This window comes from Halapricum desulfuricans (assembly GCF_017094525.1).
Taxonomy (GTDB): Archaea; Halobacteriota; Halobacteria; order Halobacteriales; family Haloarculaceae; genus Halapricum; species Halapricum desulfuricans.
Map to the genome: position 1 here is coordinate 836,042 of NZ_CP064788.1, position 15,478 is coordinate 851,519.

Annotated in this window: 12 protein-coding genes; 7 read left to right on the forward strand and 5 right to left on the reverse strand. The window is 65.4% G+C overall.

Annotation, left to right across the window (positions count from 1 at the left end; translation table 11 throughout):
• Positions 1–2 precede the first annotated feature (2 nt).
• The 3 genes from HSR122_RS04270 (at position 3) to HSR122_RS04280 (ending at position 3,835) form a co-directional block, all read left to right on the forward strand.
• Positions 3–806, forward strand: coding sequence for an ABC transporter permease (locus tag HSR122_RS04270; protein WP_229111446.1), 804 nt, complete (start codon positions 3–5; stop codon positions 804–806).
• Positions 797–1,558 (forward strand): ABC transporter ATP-binding protein, encoded by a 762-nt coding sequence (locus HSR122_RS04275; protein WP_229111447.1) that lies wholly within the window; start codon positions 797–799, stop codon positions 1,556–1,558. The genes HSR122_RS04270 and HSR122_RS04275 overlap by 10 nt, the downstream gene beginning before the upstream one ends.
• A gap of 180 nt (positions 1,559–1,738) precedes the next feature.
• Positions 1,739–3,835, forward strand: coding sequence for a minichromosome maintenance protein MCM (locus HSR122_RS04280; RefSeq protein WP_229111448.1), 2,097 nt, complete (start codon positions 1,739–1,741; stop codon positions 3,833–3,835).
• Between the two features lie 15 nt (positions 3,836–3,850).
• Here HSR122_RS04280 and HSR122_RS04285 read toward each other — a convergent pair whose 3' ends face one another.
• The gene (locus HSR122_RS04285) at positions 3,851–4,762 is read right to left on the reverse strand and encodes a hypothetical protein (RefSeq protein WP_229111449.1); all 912 of its coding nucleotides are present in this window, start codon (positions 4,760–4,762) and stop codon (positions 3,851–3,853) included.
• A 125-nt stretch (positions 4,763–4,887) separates the two neighbouring features.
• On the opposite strand from HSR122_RS04285, the gene HSR122_RS04290 reads away from it, so the two are divergent.
• Together HSR122_RS04290 and HSR122_RS04295 are read left to right on the forward strand one after the other, a co-directional pair.
• Positions 4,888–7,107: an ATP-dependent DNA helicase gene (locus HSR122_RS04290; protein ID WP_267491221.1), complete on the forward strand. Its 2,220-nt coding sequence runs from the start codon at positions 4,888–4,890 to the stop codon at positions 7,105–7,107.
• Positions 7,108–7,501: 394 nt separating this feature from the next.
• Positions 7,502–8,566: a 2,3-butanediol dehydrogenase gene (locus HSR122_RS04295; protein WP_229111450.1), complete on the forward strand. Its 1,065-nt coding sequence runs from the start codon at positions 7,502–7,504 to the stop codon at positions 8,564–8,566.
• 30 nt (positions 8,567–8,596) lie between these two features.
• On the opposite strand, the gene HSR122_RS04300 is transcribed toward HSR122_RS04295, so the two are convergent.
• Together HSR122_RS04300 and HSR122_RS04305 are read right to left on the reverse strand one after the other, a co-directional pair.
• Positions 8,597–10,630, reverse strand: a complete 2,034-nt coding sequence (locus HSR122_RS04300) for a MutS-related protein (RefSeq protein ID WP_229111451.1) — start codon at positions 10,628–10,630, stop codon at positions 8,597–8,599.
• Positions 10,631–10,667: 37 nt separating this feature from the next.
• On the reverse strand, positions 10,668–11,753 hold the full coding sequence (locus HSR122_RS04305) for a KaiC domain-containing protein (protein ID WP_229111452.1): 1,086 nt from the start codon (positions 11,751–11,753) through the stop codon (positions 10,668–10,670).
• A 119-nt stretch (positions 11,754–11,872) separates the two neighbouring features.
• Between HSR122_RS04305 and HSR122_RS04310 the strand changes: the two genes are divergently transcribed.
• Together HSR122_RS04310 and mobA are read left to right on the forward strand one after the other, a co-directional pair.
• Positions 11,873–12,742: an NAD(+)/NADH kinase gene (locus tag HSR122_RS04310; RefSeq protein WP_229111453.1), complete on the forward strand. Its 870-nt coding sequence runs from the start codon at positions 11,873–11,875 to the stop codon at positions 12,740–12,742.
• Positions 12,743–12,786: 44 nt separating this feature from the next.
• Positions 12,787–13,383, forward strand: a complete 597-nt coding sequence (gene mobA, locus HSR122_RS04315) for a molybdenum cofactor guanylyltransferase (RefSeq protein WP_229111454.1) — start codon at positions 12,787–12,789, stop codon at positions 13,381–13,383.
• 45 nt (positions 13,384–13,428) lie between these two features.
• On the opposite strand, the gene HSR122_RS04320 is transcribed toward mobA, so the two are convergent.
• Positions 13,429–13,914, reverse strand: coding sequence for a DUF309 domain-containing protein (locus tag HSR122_RS04320; protein WP_229111455.1), 486 nt, complete (start codon positions 13,912–13,914; stop codon positions 13,429–13,431).
• Between the two features lie 119 nt (positions 13,915–14,033).
• Positions 14,034–15,440, reverse strand: coding sequence for a signal recognition particle protein Srp54 (locus HSR122_RS04325; protein ID WP_229111456.1), 1,407 nt, complete (start codon positions 15,438–15,440; stop codon positions 14,034–14,036).
• Positions 15,441–15,478: the final 38 nt, after the last annotated feature.

Sequence of the window (15,478 nt, forward strand, 5' to 3'; positions counted from 1 at the left end):
CCGTGGCGACGGACGTCAGCAACGAACTCGACCGGACCGACGACCTCGGGCGGCTCGTGGACGCGTTCGACCCGCGTCGACTGGTGCTGGGCGCGGTCGGGCTCGCCGGATTCGTCGGCCTGTGGTGGGCTGGTTCGGCCGTCCAGCCGGCGTACGTCCTCCCGTCGCCGCTCGCTGTCGCCGTGACCGTCCAGTCCGAACTCGCGGCGGGCACGATGCAGGCGGCGCTGTTGGACAGCGTCCGCCACTGGCTGCCGGGCACGGTCGTCGGGACGACGCTGGGGATCGCCGCCGGCGTCGCGCTGGGCTGGAGTCGATTGCTCGACGAGACGCTGACTCCGGTCGTCCGGGTGCTCCGCCCCGTCCCCCCGCTGGCGCTGATCGGCTTCGCGATCGCGTGGTTCGGGATCGGTCACGCCGGGGCGGCGTTCATCATCGCGATCGGCGCGTTCTGGATCAACTTCTACGCCGCGTACGGCGGCGTCGAGGGCGTCTCCGAGGATCTGCTTGACGTGGCGCGCAGCCTCGGAGTGGGGCGGCAACTCGGCCTGATCAGGACGGTCGTTCTCCCGGCCTCGCTGCCCGAGATCACGACCGGGATCCGGACCGGGATCGGCCGGTGCTGGATGCTTGTCGTCGCGGCGGAGATCTTCGGCGCACCGGGGATCGGCCGCCAGATATTCCGCGCGGCGAACTCGCTGCAGGTCGATCGCGTGATCGCGTACATCCTCGTGTTGAGTGCCATGTTCCTGCTGGTCGACAGCGCGTTCCGGCTGCTCCAGCGGAGGGTTCTCGCATGGCGATAGAAACCACTGCGGATCGCGTCGCGATCGACGACGTGTCGATGGTCTACGACGGCTCGAACGGTCCCGTCGAGGCGCTTCGAGAGGTGTCCTTCGCGGTCGATCCCGGCGAGTTCGTCACGATCGTCGGTCCCTCTGGCTGTGGCAAGACGACGCTGTTCCGGATCATTGCCGGGCTGCAGACGCCCACCGAAGGCGAGGTGCGACTGGACGGCGACGTGATCGACGGACCGGGCCCGGATCTGGGGATCGTCTTCCAGGAGTACCACCTCTTCCCCTGGCGGACGGTCTCGGGCAACGTCGGGTTCGGGCTGGAGCAGGACGGCACGCCGGCGCCCGAGCGTCGTGAGCGCGTCGAACAACTGCTGGAGACGGTCGGACTCGACGGGTTCGGGGACACCCACCCGAAGGACCTCTCGGGCGGGATGAAACAGCGCGTCGCGCTCGCTCGCGCGCTGGCTCCCGACCCCGATCTGCTGTTGATGGACGAACCGTTCGGAGCGGTCGACGCACAGACGAAGGCGAAGCTGCAGGAAGAGTTGCTCGACGTCTGGACGGAGACGGGCAAGACCGTGCTGTTCGTCACTCACGACATCGAGGAGGCGATCAAACTCGGCGATCGAGTCGTCGTGATGGATCGAGAGCCGGGACGCGTCCAGGAAATCGTCGACATCGATCTCGAGCGGCCGCGCTCGCGCTCGGATCGCGCCTTCGGCAGCTACTACGAGGAACTCCTCGGACTGATCGAATACTGAACGGAGCACCCCACCCACTCACTTTCGCCGTGCTTTGCCAACCTTCAGTTGCCACTTTTTCCGCTCGCTCCCGCTGGTCGCTCGCGCAAAAACTTGGGGAAAAACCGCACCCCACCCACTCACTTTCGCCGTGCTTTGCCAACCTTCTTGAGTGAGTACGCCCAACTCTGGTTTCACTGAATGGCCACCGCGGACAACACCGAACTCATCGATCGCTTCGAGGAGTTCTACCGGGATTACTACCGCAACGAGATCGGCGAACTCGCACAGAAGTACCCCTCCGAACAGAAGTCGCTGTTCGTCGACTGGCAGGACCTCTATCGGTTCGACCCGGATCTGGCCGAGGACGTTCGCAACCAGCCCGAGCAGCTACAAGAGTACGCCGAAGAGGCGCTGCGACTGTACGACCTCCCTGTCGACGTCAAACTCGGGCAGGCCCACGTCCGGATCGAGAACCTGCCCGAGACGACGGGCATCCGGGACATCCGGGCTGATCACCGCGGACAACTCATCAGCGTTCAGGGGATCGTCCGTAAGGCCACGGAAGTCCGTCCCAAGGTGACCGACGCGGCCTTCGAGTGTCAGCGTTGCGGGACGCTGACCCGCATTCCACAGACGACCGGCGACTTCCAGGAGCCCCACGAGTGCCAGGGCTGTGAACGGCAGGGGCCGTTCCGGATCAACTTCGACCAGTCGGAGTTCATCGACGCCCAGAAGATCCGCGTTCAGGAATCCCCCGAGGGACTGCGCGGCGGCGAGACGCCCCAGTCGATCGACATCAATATCGAGGACGACATCACTGGCAACGTCACCGCGGGCGATCACGTCCGCGTGACCGGCGTCCTCAAACTCGACCAGCGCGAGAGCGGCAACGAGAAGACCCCCATGTTCGACACGTACATGGACGGGATGACCGTCGAGATCGAGGACGAGCAGTTCGAGGAGATGGACATCACCGACGAGGACAAAAAGGAGATCGTCGAGCTCTCGAACGAACCCGACATCTACGAGCAGATGGTCGGCGCGATCGCCCCCTCGATCTACGGCTACGAGCAGGAGAAGCTTTCGATGATCCTCCAGCTGTTCTCGGGCGTCTCGAAGGACCTCCCCGACGGCTCTCGGATCCGTGGGGACCTGCATATGCTCTTGATCGGTGACCCCGGAACTGGCAAATCGCAGATGTTATCATATATACAAAATATCGCCCCGAGATCCGTCTATACATCGGGGAAAGGTAGCAGTGCTGCAGGCCTTACTGCTGCGGCTGTTAGAGACGACTTCGGAGACGGCCAGCAGTGGACTTTAGAGGCTGGAGCGCTCGTTCTCGCCGATCAAGGGATCGCGGCAGTCGACGAACTCGACAAGATGGCCGCGGACGATCGATCGGCAATGCACGAAGCACTCGAGCAACAGTCAATTAGCGTAAGTAAAGCCGGAATTAACGCGACACTGAAAAGTCGCTGTTCGTTGCTCGGCGCGGCAAACCCCAAGTACGGGCGATTCGATCAGTACGAGCCGATCGGCGAGCAGATCGATCTGGAGCCCGCCCTCATTTCGCGGTTCGATCTGATCTTTACGGTCACGGACAAGCCCGACGAGGAGAAGGATCGAAAGCTGGCCCAGCACATCCTGACGACCAATTACGCGGGCGAGTTGCACACCCACCGTCAGGAGAACGCGACGCCGGACTTCTCGGCGGAGGAAGTCGAGACTGTCACCGAGGAGGTCGACCCAACAATCGAGCCCGAACTCCTGCGGAAGTACATCGCCTACGCCAAGCGCAACTGCTTCCCGACGATGACCGAGGAGGCCAAAGACGAGATCGAGTCGTTCTACGTCGACCTGCGCTCGAAAGGCCAGGACGAGGACGCCGCAGTCCCCGTCACCGCCCGGAAGATCGAGGCGCTCATCCGGCTGGCGGAATCCTCTGCCCGAGTTCGTCTTTCGGACACTGTCGAGCAACGCGACGCCGAGCGAGTGATCGAGATCGTCCGCTCGTCGCTGCAGGACATCGGCGTCGACCCCGAGACCGGCGAACTCGACGCCGACGTCGTCGAGACGGGGACCTCGAAGAGCCAGCGCGACCGCATCCAGAATATCAAGGGGATCATCGCCGACATCCAGGACGAGTACGACGACGGCGCGCCGGTCGAGGTCGTGATCGAGCGCGCCGAGGAAGTCGGGATCGACGAGTCGAAGGCCGAACACGAGATCGAGAAACTCAAACAGCAAGGCGAGATCTACGAGCCGACCAACGGTAATCTGCGGACGACGTGATCGTTTGGCACGCGATCAGCGGTCGAACTCGCCGTCTTCGGAGACAGCATCGAGTGCTGTCGCCGCGTGCGCGAGCAACAACTCAAGCAGTTGCACGTCCTCGTCGTTGAACTCGAGGTCGTCGGTCAGCGCCAGTAATACCGCGGACGCGCCGTCGAGGTCAGTGATCCGTAGCGTGATCGCGCCGTCGGCACGCTCTTCGAGCGAGTCGGGGATCGATTCGTGGATCACGACGGTCGTGGGCTCCTGTTCTCGTGACCGGCTGGCCAGTTCGACGAGCCCCTCGTCGGAGACGCCGACCACCGTGCTATCTACGATCCGAGAGTCCTCGCCACCGACGACGACGAAGGCCGCCTCGGTCAGACCGAGCAGTCCCTGCAGTGCCTGGATGCACAGCGCGCTCACCGCGTCGATAGAGTCGCTGCGGGTGAGCTCCCGGCCGTAGGTGTTGACGTCCATCGCCTTGTTGGCGAACTGTTCGATGCGGTCGCGTTCGGTTTCGAGCGCGCGCTGGTGTGCCAGCCCCCGGGCGTCGTAGAGTCCGACGAGGACGCCGACAACGGCACCGACGGTGACGTGGTTGATCGCGATCGCGGGAGCCAGTCCGAGAACGTCAACTGTCGGCCTGGCCTGCTGGCTGAAGACGACCAGCGCCGAGACCGACGCGAACAGTACCGCGCTGGCGACGCCCCATCCTGCGATCCGCGGAAGTTCCTGTTCGTATTCCGACTGGTCGGTTAACCAGTAGCCGATGTAGACGAGCGCACCGGCCACGAACAGGAACGGGACTGTCTCGACGGCGAAGACGACGGCACCTGTCTGTCCTTCGAACCCGTCCAGTTGCTGGATCCCCTGTACGAACTGGACGAGCACGAGGATCGCTCCCGCGAATGCGATCGCCCCGCCGAACAGCTCTCGTCGTTGCATTGCCCGTAGCATCTGTCCCCATCGCATTCAAACTATCCCGGCGTCGGGCACGATCGCACTCTTTCGATGTCCACTTTCACTCCGGTGGGCGAACGTTTTTGCCTGCGAGCGATGAACACAGTCGTGTGGCAACAGAGCCGTCGTATCTCCGGTTTTTCCCCTACGAGCAGCCCTACGACCACCAGCGAGAGGCGATGGGGCGGATCTACGACGCGCTCGGAGACGGTCGGGACGTGCTCTTTGAAGGGGCCTGCGGGACGGGCAAGACGCTTGCGTCGCTGACGCCGGCACTGGAGTACGCCCGCGAGACCGACAAGACCGTCGTCATCACGACGAACGTCCACCAGCAGACCCGTCAGTTCATCGAGGAGGCCAGCGCGATCGCACAGACCGAGGACCTGCGTGCGGTCGTCTTCCGCGGGAAGGCCTCGATGTGTCACATCGACGTCGGTTACGAGGAGTGTCAGGCCCTGCGGGACACGACCCGCGAACAGGTCGAACTCGAACGCGAACGGGCCGAACTCGAGCGCCGCCAGCGGGAACTGCTCGACGCGAGCCAAGCCGGCGAGGGCGAGGCCGCGGAGGCACGGTCGGCCGTGATGGATGACCTTGAGTCGATCGAGGACGACCTCTCGGCGTTCGAGGACCGGGCGACCTGCGAGCACTACTACCGGAACCTGACCGCCGACATCGACGAGTTCTACGCGTGGCTGTACGACGACGTTCGCACGCCCGACGACATCTACGCATACGCCGACCGGCAGGGCCTGTGTGGGTACGAACTCCTCAAGGAGGGGATGGACGGGGTCGATCTGGTGATCGCGAACTATCATCACCTGCTGGATCCGATGATCCGCGAGCAGTTCTTCCGGTGGCTGGGTCGCGACCCCGGGGACGTCATCGCGGTCTTCGACGAGGCGCACAACGTCGAGGACGCCGCTCGCGAGCACGCCCGGCGGACGCTCACTGAGACCACACTCGGGCAGGCGCTGGAGGAACTCGAGGAGACCGACGACCCCCGCGTCGAGGCTGCCCGAAACGTCATCGAGACTTACCGGGACGCTCTCGCGGCGACCTACAGGGAGACGATGGGTCCCGACACGGTTCGGGAAGCGGAGGTCGACGATCAGTGGACGGACCTGTCGATCGCCAACGAGGACCGCAAGGACGACCTGACGCTGTCGTTCCTGCGCTCCTACACCGGTCCCGGCTACCGTGAGGAACTGGAGCGCGCGCTGGAACTCGGTCGGGAACTCGACCAGCGCTACGAGGAGGCCTACAAGGACGGCGAGACCACCGTTCGCAAGGAGTGTCAGACGCTGCAGGCGGCGACGTTCCTCGAAGCGTGGTTCGACGAGGGTGACAGTCAGGGGATGTATCCCGTCATAAGCGTTCGTAAGCAGACTGACGACGGACAGAACGGCCTCGGTGACGACTCGGCTGGGGAAATATATGGTCGCGCCGAGTTGTACACGTGTATCCCCGAGCGCGTCACTCGGTCGCTGTTCGACGACCTCCACGCGGGAGTGTTGATGAGCGCGACGCTGCGACCGTTCGAGGTGACTGAGGATGTACTCGGCCTGACTGACGCAGAGACGATGGCCTACGGTGCGCAGTTCCCAGCGGAACGTCGGCGGACCTACGCCGTGCAAGCGCCCGCGCTGTTCGCCAGCGAGCGTGACGATCCGGCCACTCAGGACACCGTCACGAGGGTGCTGGAGGACGCGGTCGAGTTCACGCCGGGGAACACGCTCGCCTTCTTCCCGAGTTACGCCGAGGCCGAACGGTACTACCACCGGGTCGAGACCGACGCGGAGCGATATCTCGACGAACCAGCCACGCCGGCCAACGAGTTGCGCGAGGAGTTCACCGGCAGCGACGACGGCGTGCTCTTCTCGTCGCTGTGGGGGACGCTCACCGAGGGCGTCAGTTACGACGGCGACGACGCCCGGACGGTCGTGGTGGTCGGCGTACCCTATCCGCATCTCGACGATCGGATGGACGCCGTCCAGCAGGCCTATCAGGTCGCCTTCGGCGGCGAGGGACCCGATGGAGACGACGAAGCTGGCTGGCGGTATGCCGTCGAGATCCCCACGGTTCGAAAGACCCGGCAGGCGCTGGGGCGGGTCGTGCGCTCGCCGACGGATTTCGGGGCGCGGATTCTCGTCGACAAACGCTACACCCGCGACGCCGAGATCGAGATGCGCGACTACGCCGTCCGCAAGACTTTCCCGCCGGAGGAGCGCGCGGAGATGATCGATGTCGAACCGGAGAAGTTGAAGTTCGGGCTGTTGAACTTCTACAACGATCTGGACGCCTACGATGGGGATCCGCCGAAGCCGTGAGAAGCGAGGCTCTGATCGGAGCGAAGAGCCTCGAAATAGTCGAGCGGGGAGCAGAGCGACCCGCGAGCAGCGAGGACGACCGCAGGGAGTCCTCGAAATAGTCGAGCGGGGAGCAGAGCGACCCGCGAGCAGCGAGGACGACCGCAGGGAGTCCTCGAAATAGTCGAGCGGGGAGCAGAGCGACCCGCGAGCAGCGAGGACGACCGCAGGGAGTCCTCGAAATAGTCGAGCGGGGAGCAGAGCGACCCGCGAGCAGCGAGGACGACAGCGGATCCTGACGATAAATCGTATCATTTCGTCTATCGACTCAAATCATCTTAAAATGCTATGGTGAGATTCGCGTCTTGGGAAACAGTCGTCCGGTTATATCGACGCGGGTTCGATCTCAGTGTGCATGGACGCAGCCAGATATTACGGACAGGAGGACATCCGCGTCGAGGACATTGAACCGGACGAAGTCGGACCCGAAGAAGTTCGGATCGACGTCGAGGCCTGCGGGATCTGTGGGTCGGATCTCCACGAGTACACCGCCGGGCCGATTTTCGTTCCCGGGGACGCGCCCCACCCTGTTTCGGGTGTACAGGCACCCCTCACGATGGGTCACGAATTCAGCGGCACGATCTCGGAGGTTGGATCGGATGTCACTGACCTCTCAGAGGGGGACGCCGTCGCCGTCAACCCGATTATCTACTGTGGGGAGTGTCCTCGCTGTGAGGCCGGCGAGTATCACCGCTGTGAGTCGCTCGGGTTCACTGGACTGGCCTCCAACGGCGGGTTCGCCGAGAATGTCGTCGTCGACGCTGAACAGGCTGTTCTGCTCGGAGACATGCCCGTCGAACACGGCGCACTCGTCGAACCGCTGGCGGTCGCGCTGCACGCCGCGCGCGTCGCCGACGTCTCCCCCGGCGATTCGGTCGCCGTGTTCGGGAGCGGCCCGATCGGACTCTGCCAGATTCAGGCTCTGCGAGTCGCGGGTGCCGGACCGATCATCGTCTCGGAGCCGCGCGACCGGCGACGCGAGCGCGCCGAGGCGTGCGGCGCGGATGTGCTGATCGACCCGACCGAGGAAGACGCCCTCGAGGCGATCCGCGCCGAGACCGGCGAGGGCGTGGACATCGCATTCGACGTCGCTGGCGTCGAGGCGACCTACAACCAGGCGATAAACAGCACGCGCCCCGGCGGGCGCGTCGCGGAAGTCAGCATCTTCGAGGAGGGCGTCGAGACACAGCCGAACGACCTGGTCATCCCCGAGCGCGAACTCGTCGGTTCGATCGCCTATCAGGGCGGTCCCCGCTCGGCCGAGGAGTTCGGCATGGTCATCGACATGCTCGAGGACGGCCGGTTCGATCCCGACCCGCTCATCACTGACCGGATCGACCTTGACGACATCACCGACGAGGGCTTCGAGCGTCTCATCGATCCCGACAGCGATCAGGTAAAGATCCTCGTGAAACCGTAGCGGTCGGCGTCTGTCGATGCCCGAATCGGACTAGTCTTCGAATTTCTCCAGTAACCGCTCGTAGAAGCCGTCGCCGTCCGCGGCCAGTTTCTCGACGATCAGTTCGGGCGTCGAGCGGGCCAGCGTCCCTTTCACCGGCGAGCGATCGACGAGCAACTCGCCGTCGTCCAGCCCGATCGCTTCGATCCCGTCGACGGCGATGTCGATGCTAGCGACGTCCCGGATCTCGCCCGCGAGATGTGAGACGAACACTGCGGTCGCGCCGCGCGCCGAGAGCGCTTCGAGGATCCCGGCCATGATGTTCGCGCTCGCGCCGGGCTCGGTGATACTCTCCAGTTCGTCCACGAGGACGAGCGTCTCGCGGTCCTCGGCGACGCCGGTCACCAGATCGCCGAACTCTCGGAGCGTCGACTCGAAGGCTCCTGCGTCTAGCGTCCCCTGCGTTTTGGCGTAATAGTGCAGCTCGTCGATCCGCGTCACGCGGGCGGCCTCGGCCGGCACGGGTAACCCCATGTGTGCCAGCACGACCACCAGTGCGATGAGATCGAGCGTCGAGGTCTTGCCGCCGCTGTTGACGCCCGAGAGGAGCGCGACCCCGGAGACGTGATAATCGACCGGCTCGACCGCCTCGAAGGGGACGTCCAGCAGCGGCGATCGCCCGCCCTCGATCGCGACGCCACCGTCTCCCGGAACGTCCGGTTCCGGCGGGGGGCTCGCGTTCTCGGGCGTGTCGAGCGCGTCGATCGCCGGCAGGGTGCAGTCGAAGTCGTCGGCGAATCGGGCGACGGCGAGTTCCACGTCGAGGTCGAGCGCGGCGTCGACGAGGTCGTCGGCGGCCGACCGGAACGCCGCCAGATCGCTCGCCAGCTCGCGCTTGAGCCGGGTCGCACGCCGATCGCGGGCGGTCGTCAACTCCTCGCGTAGCCGAGAGACGACCTCTTCGGTGTGTTCGACGGGGTAGGTCGGTTCGTCGGGGAACGCTCTGCGGGCGATCGATTCGGTGTCTGTGAGTTCGAGGGCATCGATCAGGTGCTCGCGTGCGGCCGCGACCGCCGCGTCGTACTCGTCGGCCAGTTCCCGTGAGAGCAGCGAGTCGACGCCGGCACCGCGCTCGACCAGCGACAGCAGGTCCGTGCCCTCGATGGTCACGTCCCGTTCCTCGATCGCCTCCCGGAGGTGGTCGTTGGCGACGGATTCGGCGGTCGAGACGGCGGCGTCCAGATCGTCGACAGCGGTCGCGAGCCTGTCGAGTTCGCCGTCCCCGCGTGGCGTGCCGTCCTCGTCGAGCATCGCGAGCGCCGACTCGAGCGGCTCCAGCTCGCAGGGCGGTTCCAGATCCGCGGCCCGGTGGACGGCGATCGCGGCCTGCAAGGGCTCGCGGTTCGCGGCGAAAAACGACAGCGTGCGCTCCGGGACGACCGCCTCGGGTCGGTCGAGCGCGTCCGGCTGGACCCGCACGTCACCCTCGACGTCGACCCCGGCGAACTCCTCGTCGAGGACGATCACCGTCGCGTAGCTGCGGGCGAGTTCGGCGAGCTGGCGGGTGTCCTCGACGACCTCGACGCTGACTTCGGGGATCGCCTCGCGCGCCTGTGCGTAGCGCTCGGCGTCCCCGGTGACGAGACACCGGTCCCGGACCCGAACGTCGCCGGGGGATTCGAGCGGTTCGACGCCATCGAGTGCGTCGAGCACGGCCGGATCGGGATCGCGTGACAGCGCCTCACGGGTGAACGCCCGGACCTCGCGGATCCGGCTCTCGGCGGCGCTGGGATAGAGCGTCCGCAGGCGGGCCGCGGCGTCGTCGGTGACAGTCCGGTCCTGCAGGTGGCCGAGTATCTCGCGGTAGATCTCGCGGGTGCGGTCGGTCGCGAGGAAGTCGCCGTGGTCGTCGTGGCGCGTCTGTATCGCGGCACGGGCGATTCTGGCCGCTCGCCCCTCGCTGATTCCCGGTGCCCGGGCCAGCGTCGCCACGTCGCCCTCTGTGAGTGCTCGCTCGGCGTCGTCGAGACTCCCAAGCGCTTCAGCGGTCTTGGCACCGACGCCGGGGACCGACTCCAGTTCCATCGTCACTCGCGTACGCGTTCCCCCGGCAAACAATTTTCTAGAAGATGCTGGCCTGCTGGTAGACGTCGATGCCGTCGAGCGTGATGTCGTAGGGCTTGGTCGCCCGGGAGTGGTTGGCGTTGCGGATCTTCTGTATTTCGACGGCCAGTCGCGTCTCCTGGGTGTCGCCACGGACGTACTGGAGGACGAAGACGGCGTCGGTCAGGTACTCGATGATGCCGTGTCTGGAGGCGTAGGGGTTGTCCTCGCTGGCCTCGCTCGTGAGCATCGTGGTGACGCCGGCCTGCTTGAGTGATCGTGTGAAATCGAACACTTCAGTTCGGCGTTTGGCCTGATCGTCGTACATCATCTCCAGCAGCGACACCGAGTCGAGAACGAGTCGCTCGGCGTCGAACTCCCGGATCAGCTGCGGGAGCTCGCCGCGGATGTTGTCGAGGCTGTTCGCCATCTCGACTGGATCCAGATCGACGATAGCCAGGTCGTCTTCGGCCTCGTAGCGGTCGAACTCCCAGCCGCGTTCGTTGGCGGTGTCGAGAATCGCCTGCCTGCTCTGTTCGAGCGTGATGAACACGGCGCTGTCGCCCTGTTGAAGTCCGTGATAGAGGAACTGTAACCCGAAGGTCGTCTTCCCAGACCCGGGTGCGCCGACCACGACCATGAGGTGTCGCTCCGGGACGCCGCCCTGAATCATCTCGTCCAGCCCGGAGATGCCGAGGTCGATCCGCGGGATCTCCGATTCGAACGCCGCCTCGTCGAAGTCTTCGCCGGCCTCGTCGCCGCCCGGTCCGGCGCTCTGCATCGCGCTCGCGAAGTCGTCGTCGAACAGCGATCCCCCGGCACCGGACTCCTCGGAGGCGAACGGATCGTCGTCACTTCCGAATGGGTCGTCGTCCGCGGGAACGTCCTCATCCGTGTCGGCGTCGGCGAACGCATCCGTACTGTCGGCCACCGCTTCGTCCGGCCGGTCTGCTCCGAACGCGTCCTGCGTCGTGCTATCCTCGAACGCGTCCGCTGTGGTGTCGATGTCTTCCGAGAAATCGGCGGATGCGTCTCCGTCCTCGGAGGCGCTCCCGGTGGCGTCCTCGTCCTCGAAGGCGCTCTCGAACCAGTCGTCGTCGCTCATCTGCGGACACCACGGCCGATAGCCATGTCTCTGTATTATCTCTCGATGAATTAAATGTGTCTGTGCGACGGCCGCGGTTCGCCTGGCTTTATTGGTTGGGGAGATCAACCTCCGGGAGTATGCAACTCGGGATCGTCGGTCAGAAGGGAAACCCGCGCGCACAGTCGCTCGTCGAGGCAATCGGCCGCAGTTTCCGGGACGACGTGGACGTGCTGGTCGATTCGGTAACGGCCGAGGCGCTCTCGGAGGAACGGGATCGAGGCTACGGACCGAGCGGCAGCGAGCGCTTCGAACCCGATGCAATCGCGATAGACGACCTGAACACCTGTGATCTGGTTCTGGCCATCGGCGGCGACGGGACGTTCCTCTTTGCGGCCCGCGGCGTCGAGGACACGCCGATCATGGGTGTCAACCTCGGTGAAGTCGGCTTTCTGAATGGGGTCGCACCGGACGACGCGATCGAGGCGGTCCACGACGTCATCGATGATCTCCGCGAGGACGGTCGGACGCCGACCAGAGCGCTCTCGCGCGTTCGAGCCACCGGCGAGGACTGGACGCTCCCGCCGTCGCTCAACGAGGTCGTCATTCAGGGGCCACAGCGCGGCCACGGCAACGGCGTCGACGTCACCGTCCGCGTCGACGGCTCGCTGTACACCAGCGGTCACGCGGACGGAGTCCTCGTCGCGACACCGACCGGCAGCACCGCGTACAACCTCAGCGAAGCCGGGCCGCTCGTCCATCCGAGCGTCGATGCCCTGGTCGTGACCGAGATGGCGGCGGAACTGGCGATGCCGCCGCTGGTCGTCGACGAGGACAGCGAACTCACGATCCACGTCGAAAGCGACGGCGGCGCGACCGTCGTCAGTGACGGCCGCGTCTCACGGGACATCGAAACCCCGACGCGAGTCACGCTTCGGCGGGCCGAAGAGAGCGTTCACGTCGCCGGTCCGCCGCTGGATTTCTTCGCTGCACTCGGCAAACTCGAGTGATCTGTCGGAGCGAACGCCTATCAGGACGGGACGCGAACGACGGAATGTCCGTGCATTCGCGTGCTGGAATCGTCCTCGCCGGCGGGTTCGCGCGTCGGTTCGGCGACCGCGACAAGACACTCGCCGAGTTCCGCGGCCGACCGCTGATCGTCCACGCGGTCGAACCGCTTCGGGCGGTCGTCGAACGAGTCGTCGTGAGCTGCCGGCGCGAGCAACGTCCGGCGTTCGAGCCCGTGCTGTCGGACGTCGAGTACCGGCCCGATCCGACGCCCGACGCGGGGCCGCTTGCGGGGCTGGACGCCGCACTCGAGGGGCTCGAAGCCGAGACTGTCGCCGTCACAAGCGCCGACCGGCCGCTGGTCCCCGCGGGACTGTATCGATCGCTGCTTGACTCGCTGTCGAAAGAGGGAGTCGTGATCCGCGCCGACGGCATCGATCAGCCCGTCCCTGCAGTCTTCGAGACGCGAGCGCTCCGGCGGGCGGTCACCGAACAGCGATCGAACGGGACGCGACGGCTCCGCGCGGTGCTCGACGCGCTCGACTGTACCACGCTCGACGGCGAAACCATCACGCGACAGTGGGGCGAGGACGTGCTCGCAGACGTGAACACGCAAGCGGATCTGGATCGTCTGGAAGAGTGACCCCGTTCTCGGAACGCCGATAGTTGCGCTCCGGCGCGGCGGATCTCACTCGTCGAGGCTCTCGGCGTACTCGTAGTCTACGCTCGTCGCACGAGGGTGGGCTCCATCCAGCGGGATTCGCCAGCCATCGAGGGCGGTCGGATTCGCGAGGGCGTTCGTCAGCGCGGTTCGAACGTCGAGGACATCGACGCCGTAGTAGTCGTTCGGGACGCCGTGGAGATACTGGAGGGCGGTCTCGAAGAGACTCGCCATGCCGTCGTCGTTCTCGAAATCGAAGTGCTTGTACGCGCCGGCGGCGACCTGCACCATCCCGTGGGCGAAGGCGCTCTCGGTCGTGCCGCGACCGTAGTTGTACCACTCGGCCTCGAAACAGTCGTGCGATTCGTGGAACGCGCCGTCGTTGTACAGTCGAACGCCGGTCGCAGTCGCCCGCCGGAGCGTCGCGTGTTCCCACGTCCGAGTCGTCGGATCCCACCCTGTCGGAGAGCCGTCCGGCGGTGGCACGCTGTCGTCGCGGGTGTGCTCGTCCATGCGTCCGGTTGGGTGTACCGACGGGAAAGCCCGTCGCTCGGGTGCGATAACCTCTATCCGTTCCGGATCGACGGCCGCTGTAGTGCGGTCGTACCGACACATCGACGCGAGAATCCGTATCAGTCACCGAACGGTCCGCCGGGACCGCCGCCCATGCCACCCATCCCGCCACCGCCGCCGCCCTGCTGTTGCATCTGCTTCATCATCCGTTCCATGTCGGCGTCGCCCATGCCCTGGAACTGCTTGAGCGTCTGGGACATCATCTTGTGCTGTTCGAGCAGTTCGCGGATGCGGTCCTCGGGCTTGCCCGACCCGCGGGCGATTCGCTCGATGCGTGACTTCCCGACGATACGGGGGTTTTCCATCTCGCCCTCGGTCATCGAATCCATGATGACCTGAAAGTCGCGCATGCGCTCTTCGGTGACGTCCATGGCGTCGTCGGGGAGCTGATCCATGAGTCCGCCGCCCATTCCGGGGATCATATCGAGCACCTGATCGAGCGGCCCCATGTTGTTCATCGCCTCCATCTGCTTTTGCATGTCATAGAGGGTGAACTCCCCCTCCATCATGTCCTCGGGGTCCCAGTCCTCGTCTTCGTCCTGGGTCTGCTCCATCGCGCGCTCGACGCGGTCGGTCAGTTGCTTGAGATCGCCCATCCCGAGCAGCCGGGAGATGAACCCCGACGGCTCGAAGCGCTCGATGTCCTGAACGGTCTCGCCGGTCCCGAGGAACGCGATCGTCGAGTCGGTTTCGTCGACCGCCGCAAGCGCGCCGCCGCCTTTCGCGGTCCCGTCGAGTTTAGTGATGACCACGCCGTCGATGCCGATCGCTTCCTGGAAGTCGGCGGCCTGGCTCTTGGCGCTCTGACCCATCGCGGCGTCAAGCACCAGCAGGTTGCGGTCGGGGTTGACCTCGCGCTCGATGCGCTCTATCTGTTCGATCAGTTCCTCGTTGAGGCCGTCCCGGCCGGCGGTGTCGACGATCCGGACGTCGGCGGTCCGGGTTTCTTCGAGCCCCTCGCGGGCGATCGTGACGGGATCGTCCTCGTCGGGATCGCCGTAGAAGTCGACCTCGGCGCGCTCGGCCATCTGCTCGGCCTGGTCGTAGGCCCCGGGGCGGTCGGTGTCGGTCTGGATGATCGCCGGTCGAAGCCCCTTCGTCGAGAACCACCACGCCATCTTCGCCGCGGTCGTGGTCTTGCCGGACCCGTAGAGGCCGGCGAGCATGATCGTCTGCGACTCCAGCGGCAGTTCGGTCGATTCGCCGACCAGCTCGACCAGTTCCTCGTAGACGATCCGCAACACCCAGTCCCGTGCGGAGGTGCCGGCGGGTGGCTCCTCATCGAGCGCGCGAGATTTGATGCGATCGGACAGATCCATCACGAGGTCGACATCGACGTCGGCCTGCAGGAGCGACCGCTGGATCTCCTTGACAACGGCGTCTACGTCCTCCTCGTCGATGCGGGACTTGCCCCGGAGGTCGTCGAGGGCTCCGCGAAGGGAGGAACCGAGATCGTCGAGTACCATTTGCGTCCCGATAGGCGACTGGGCCGGTAAAGCCTTTT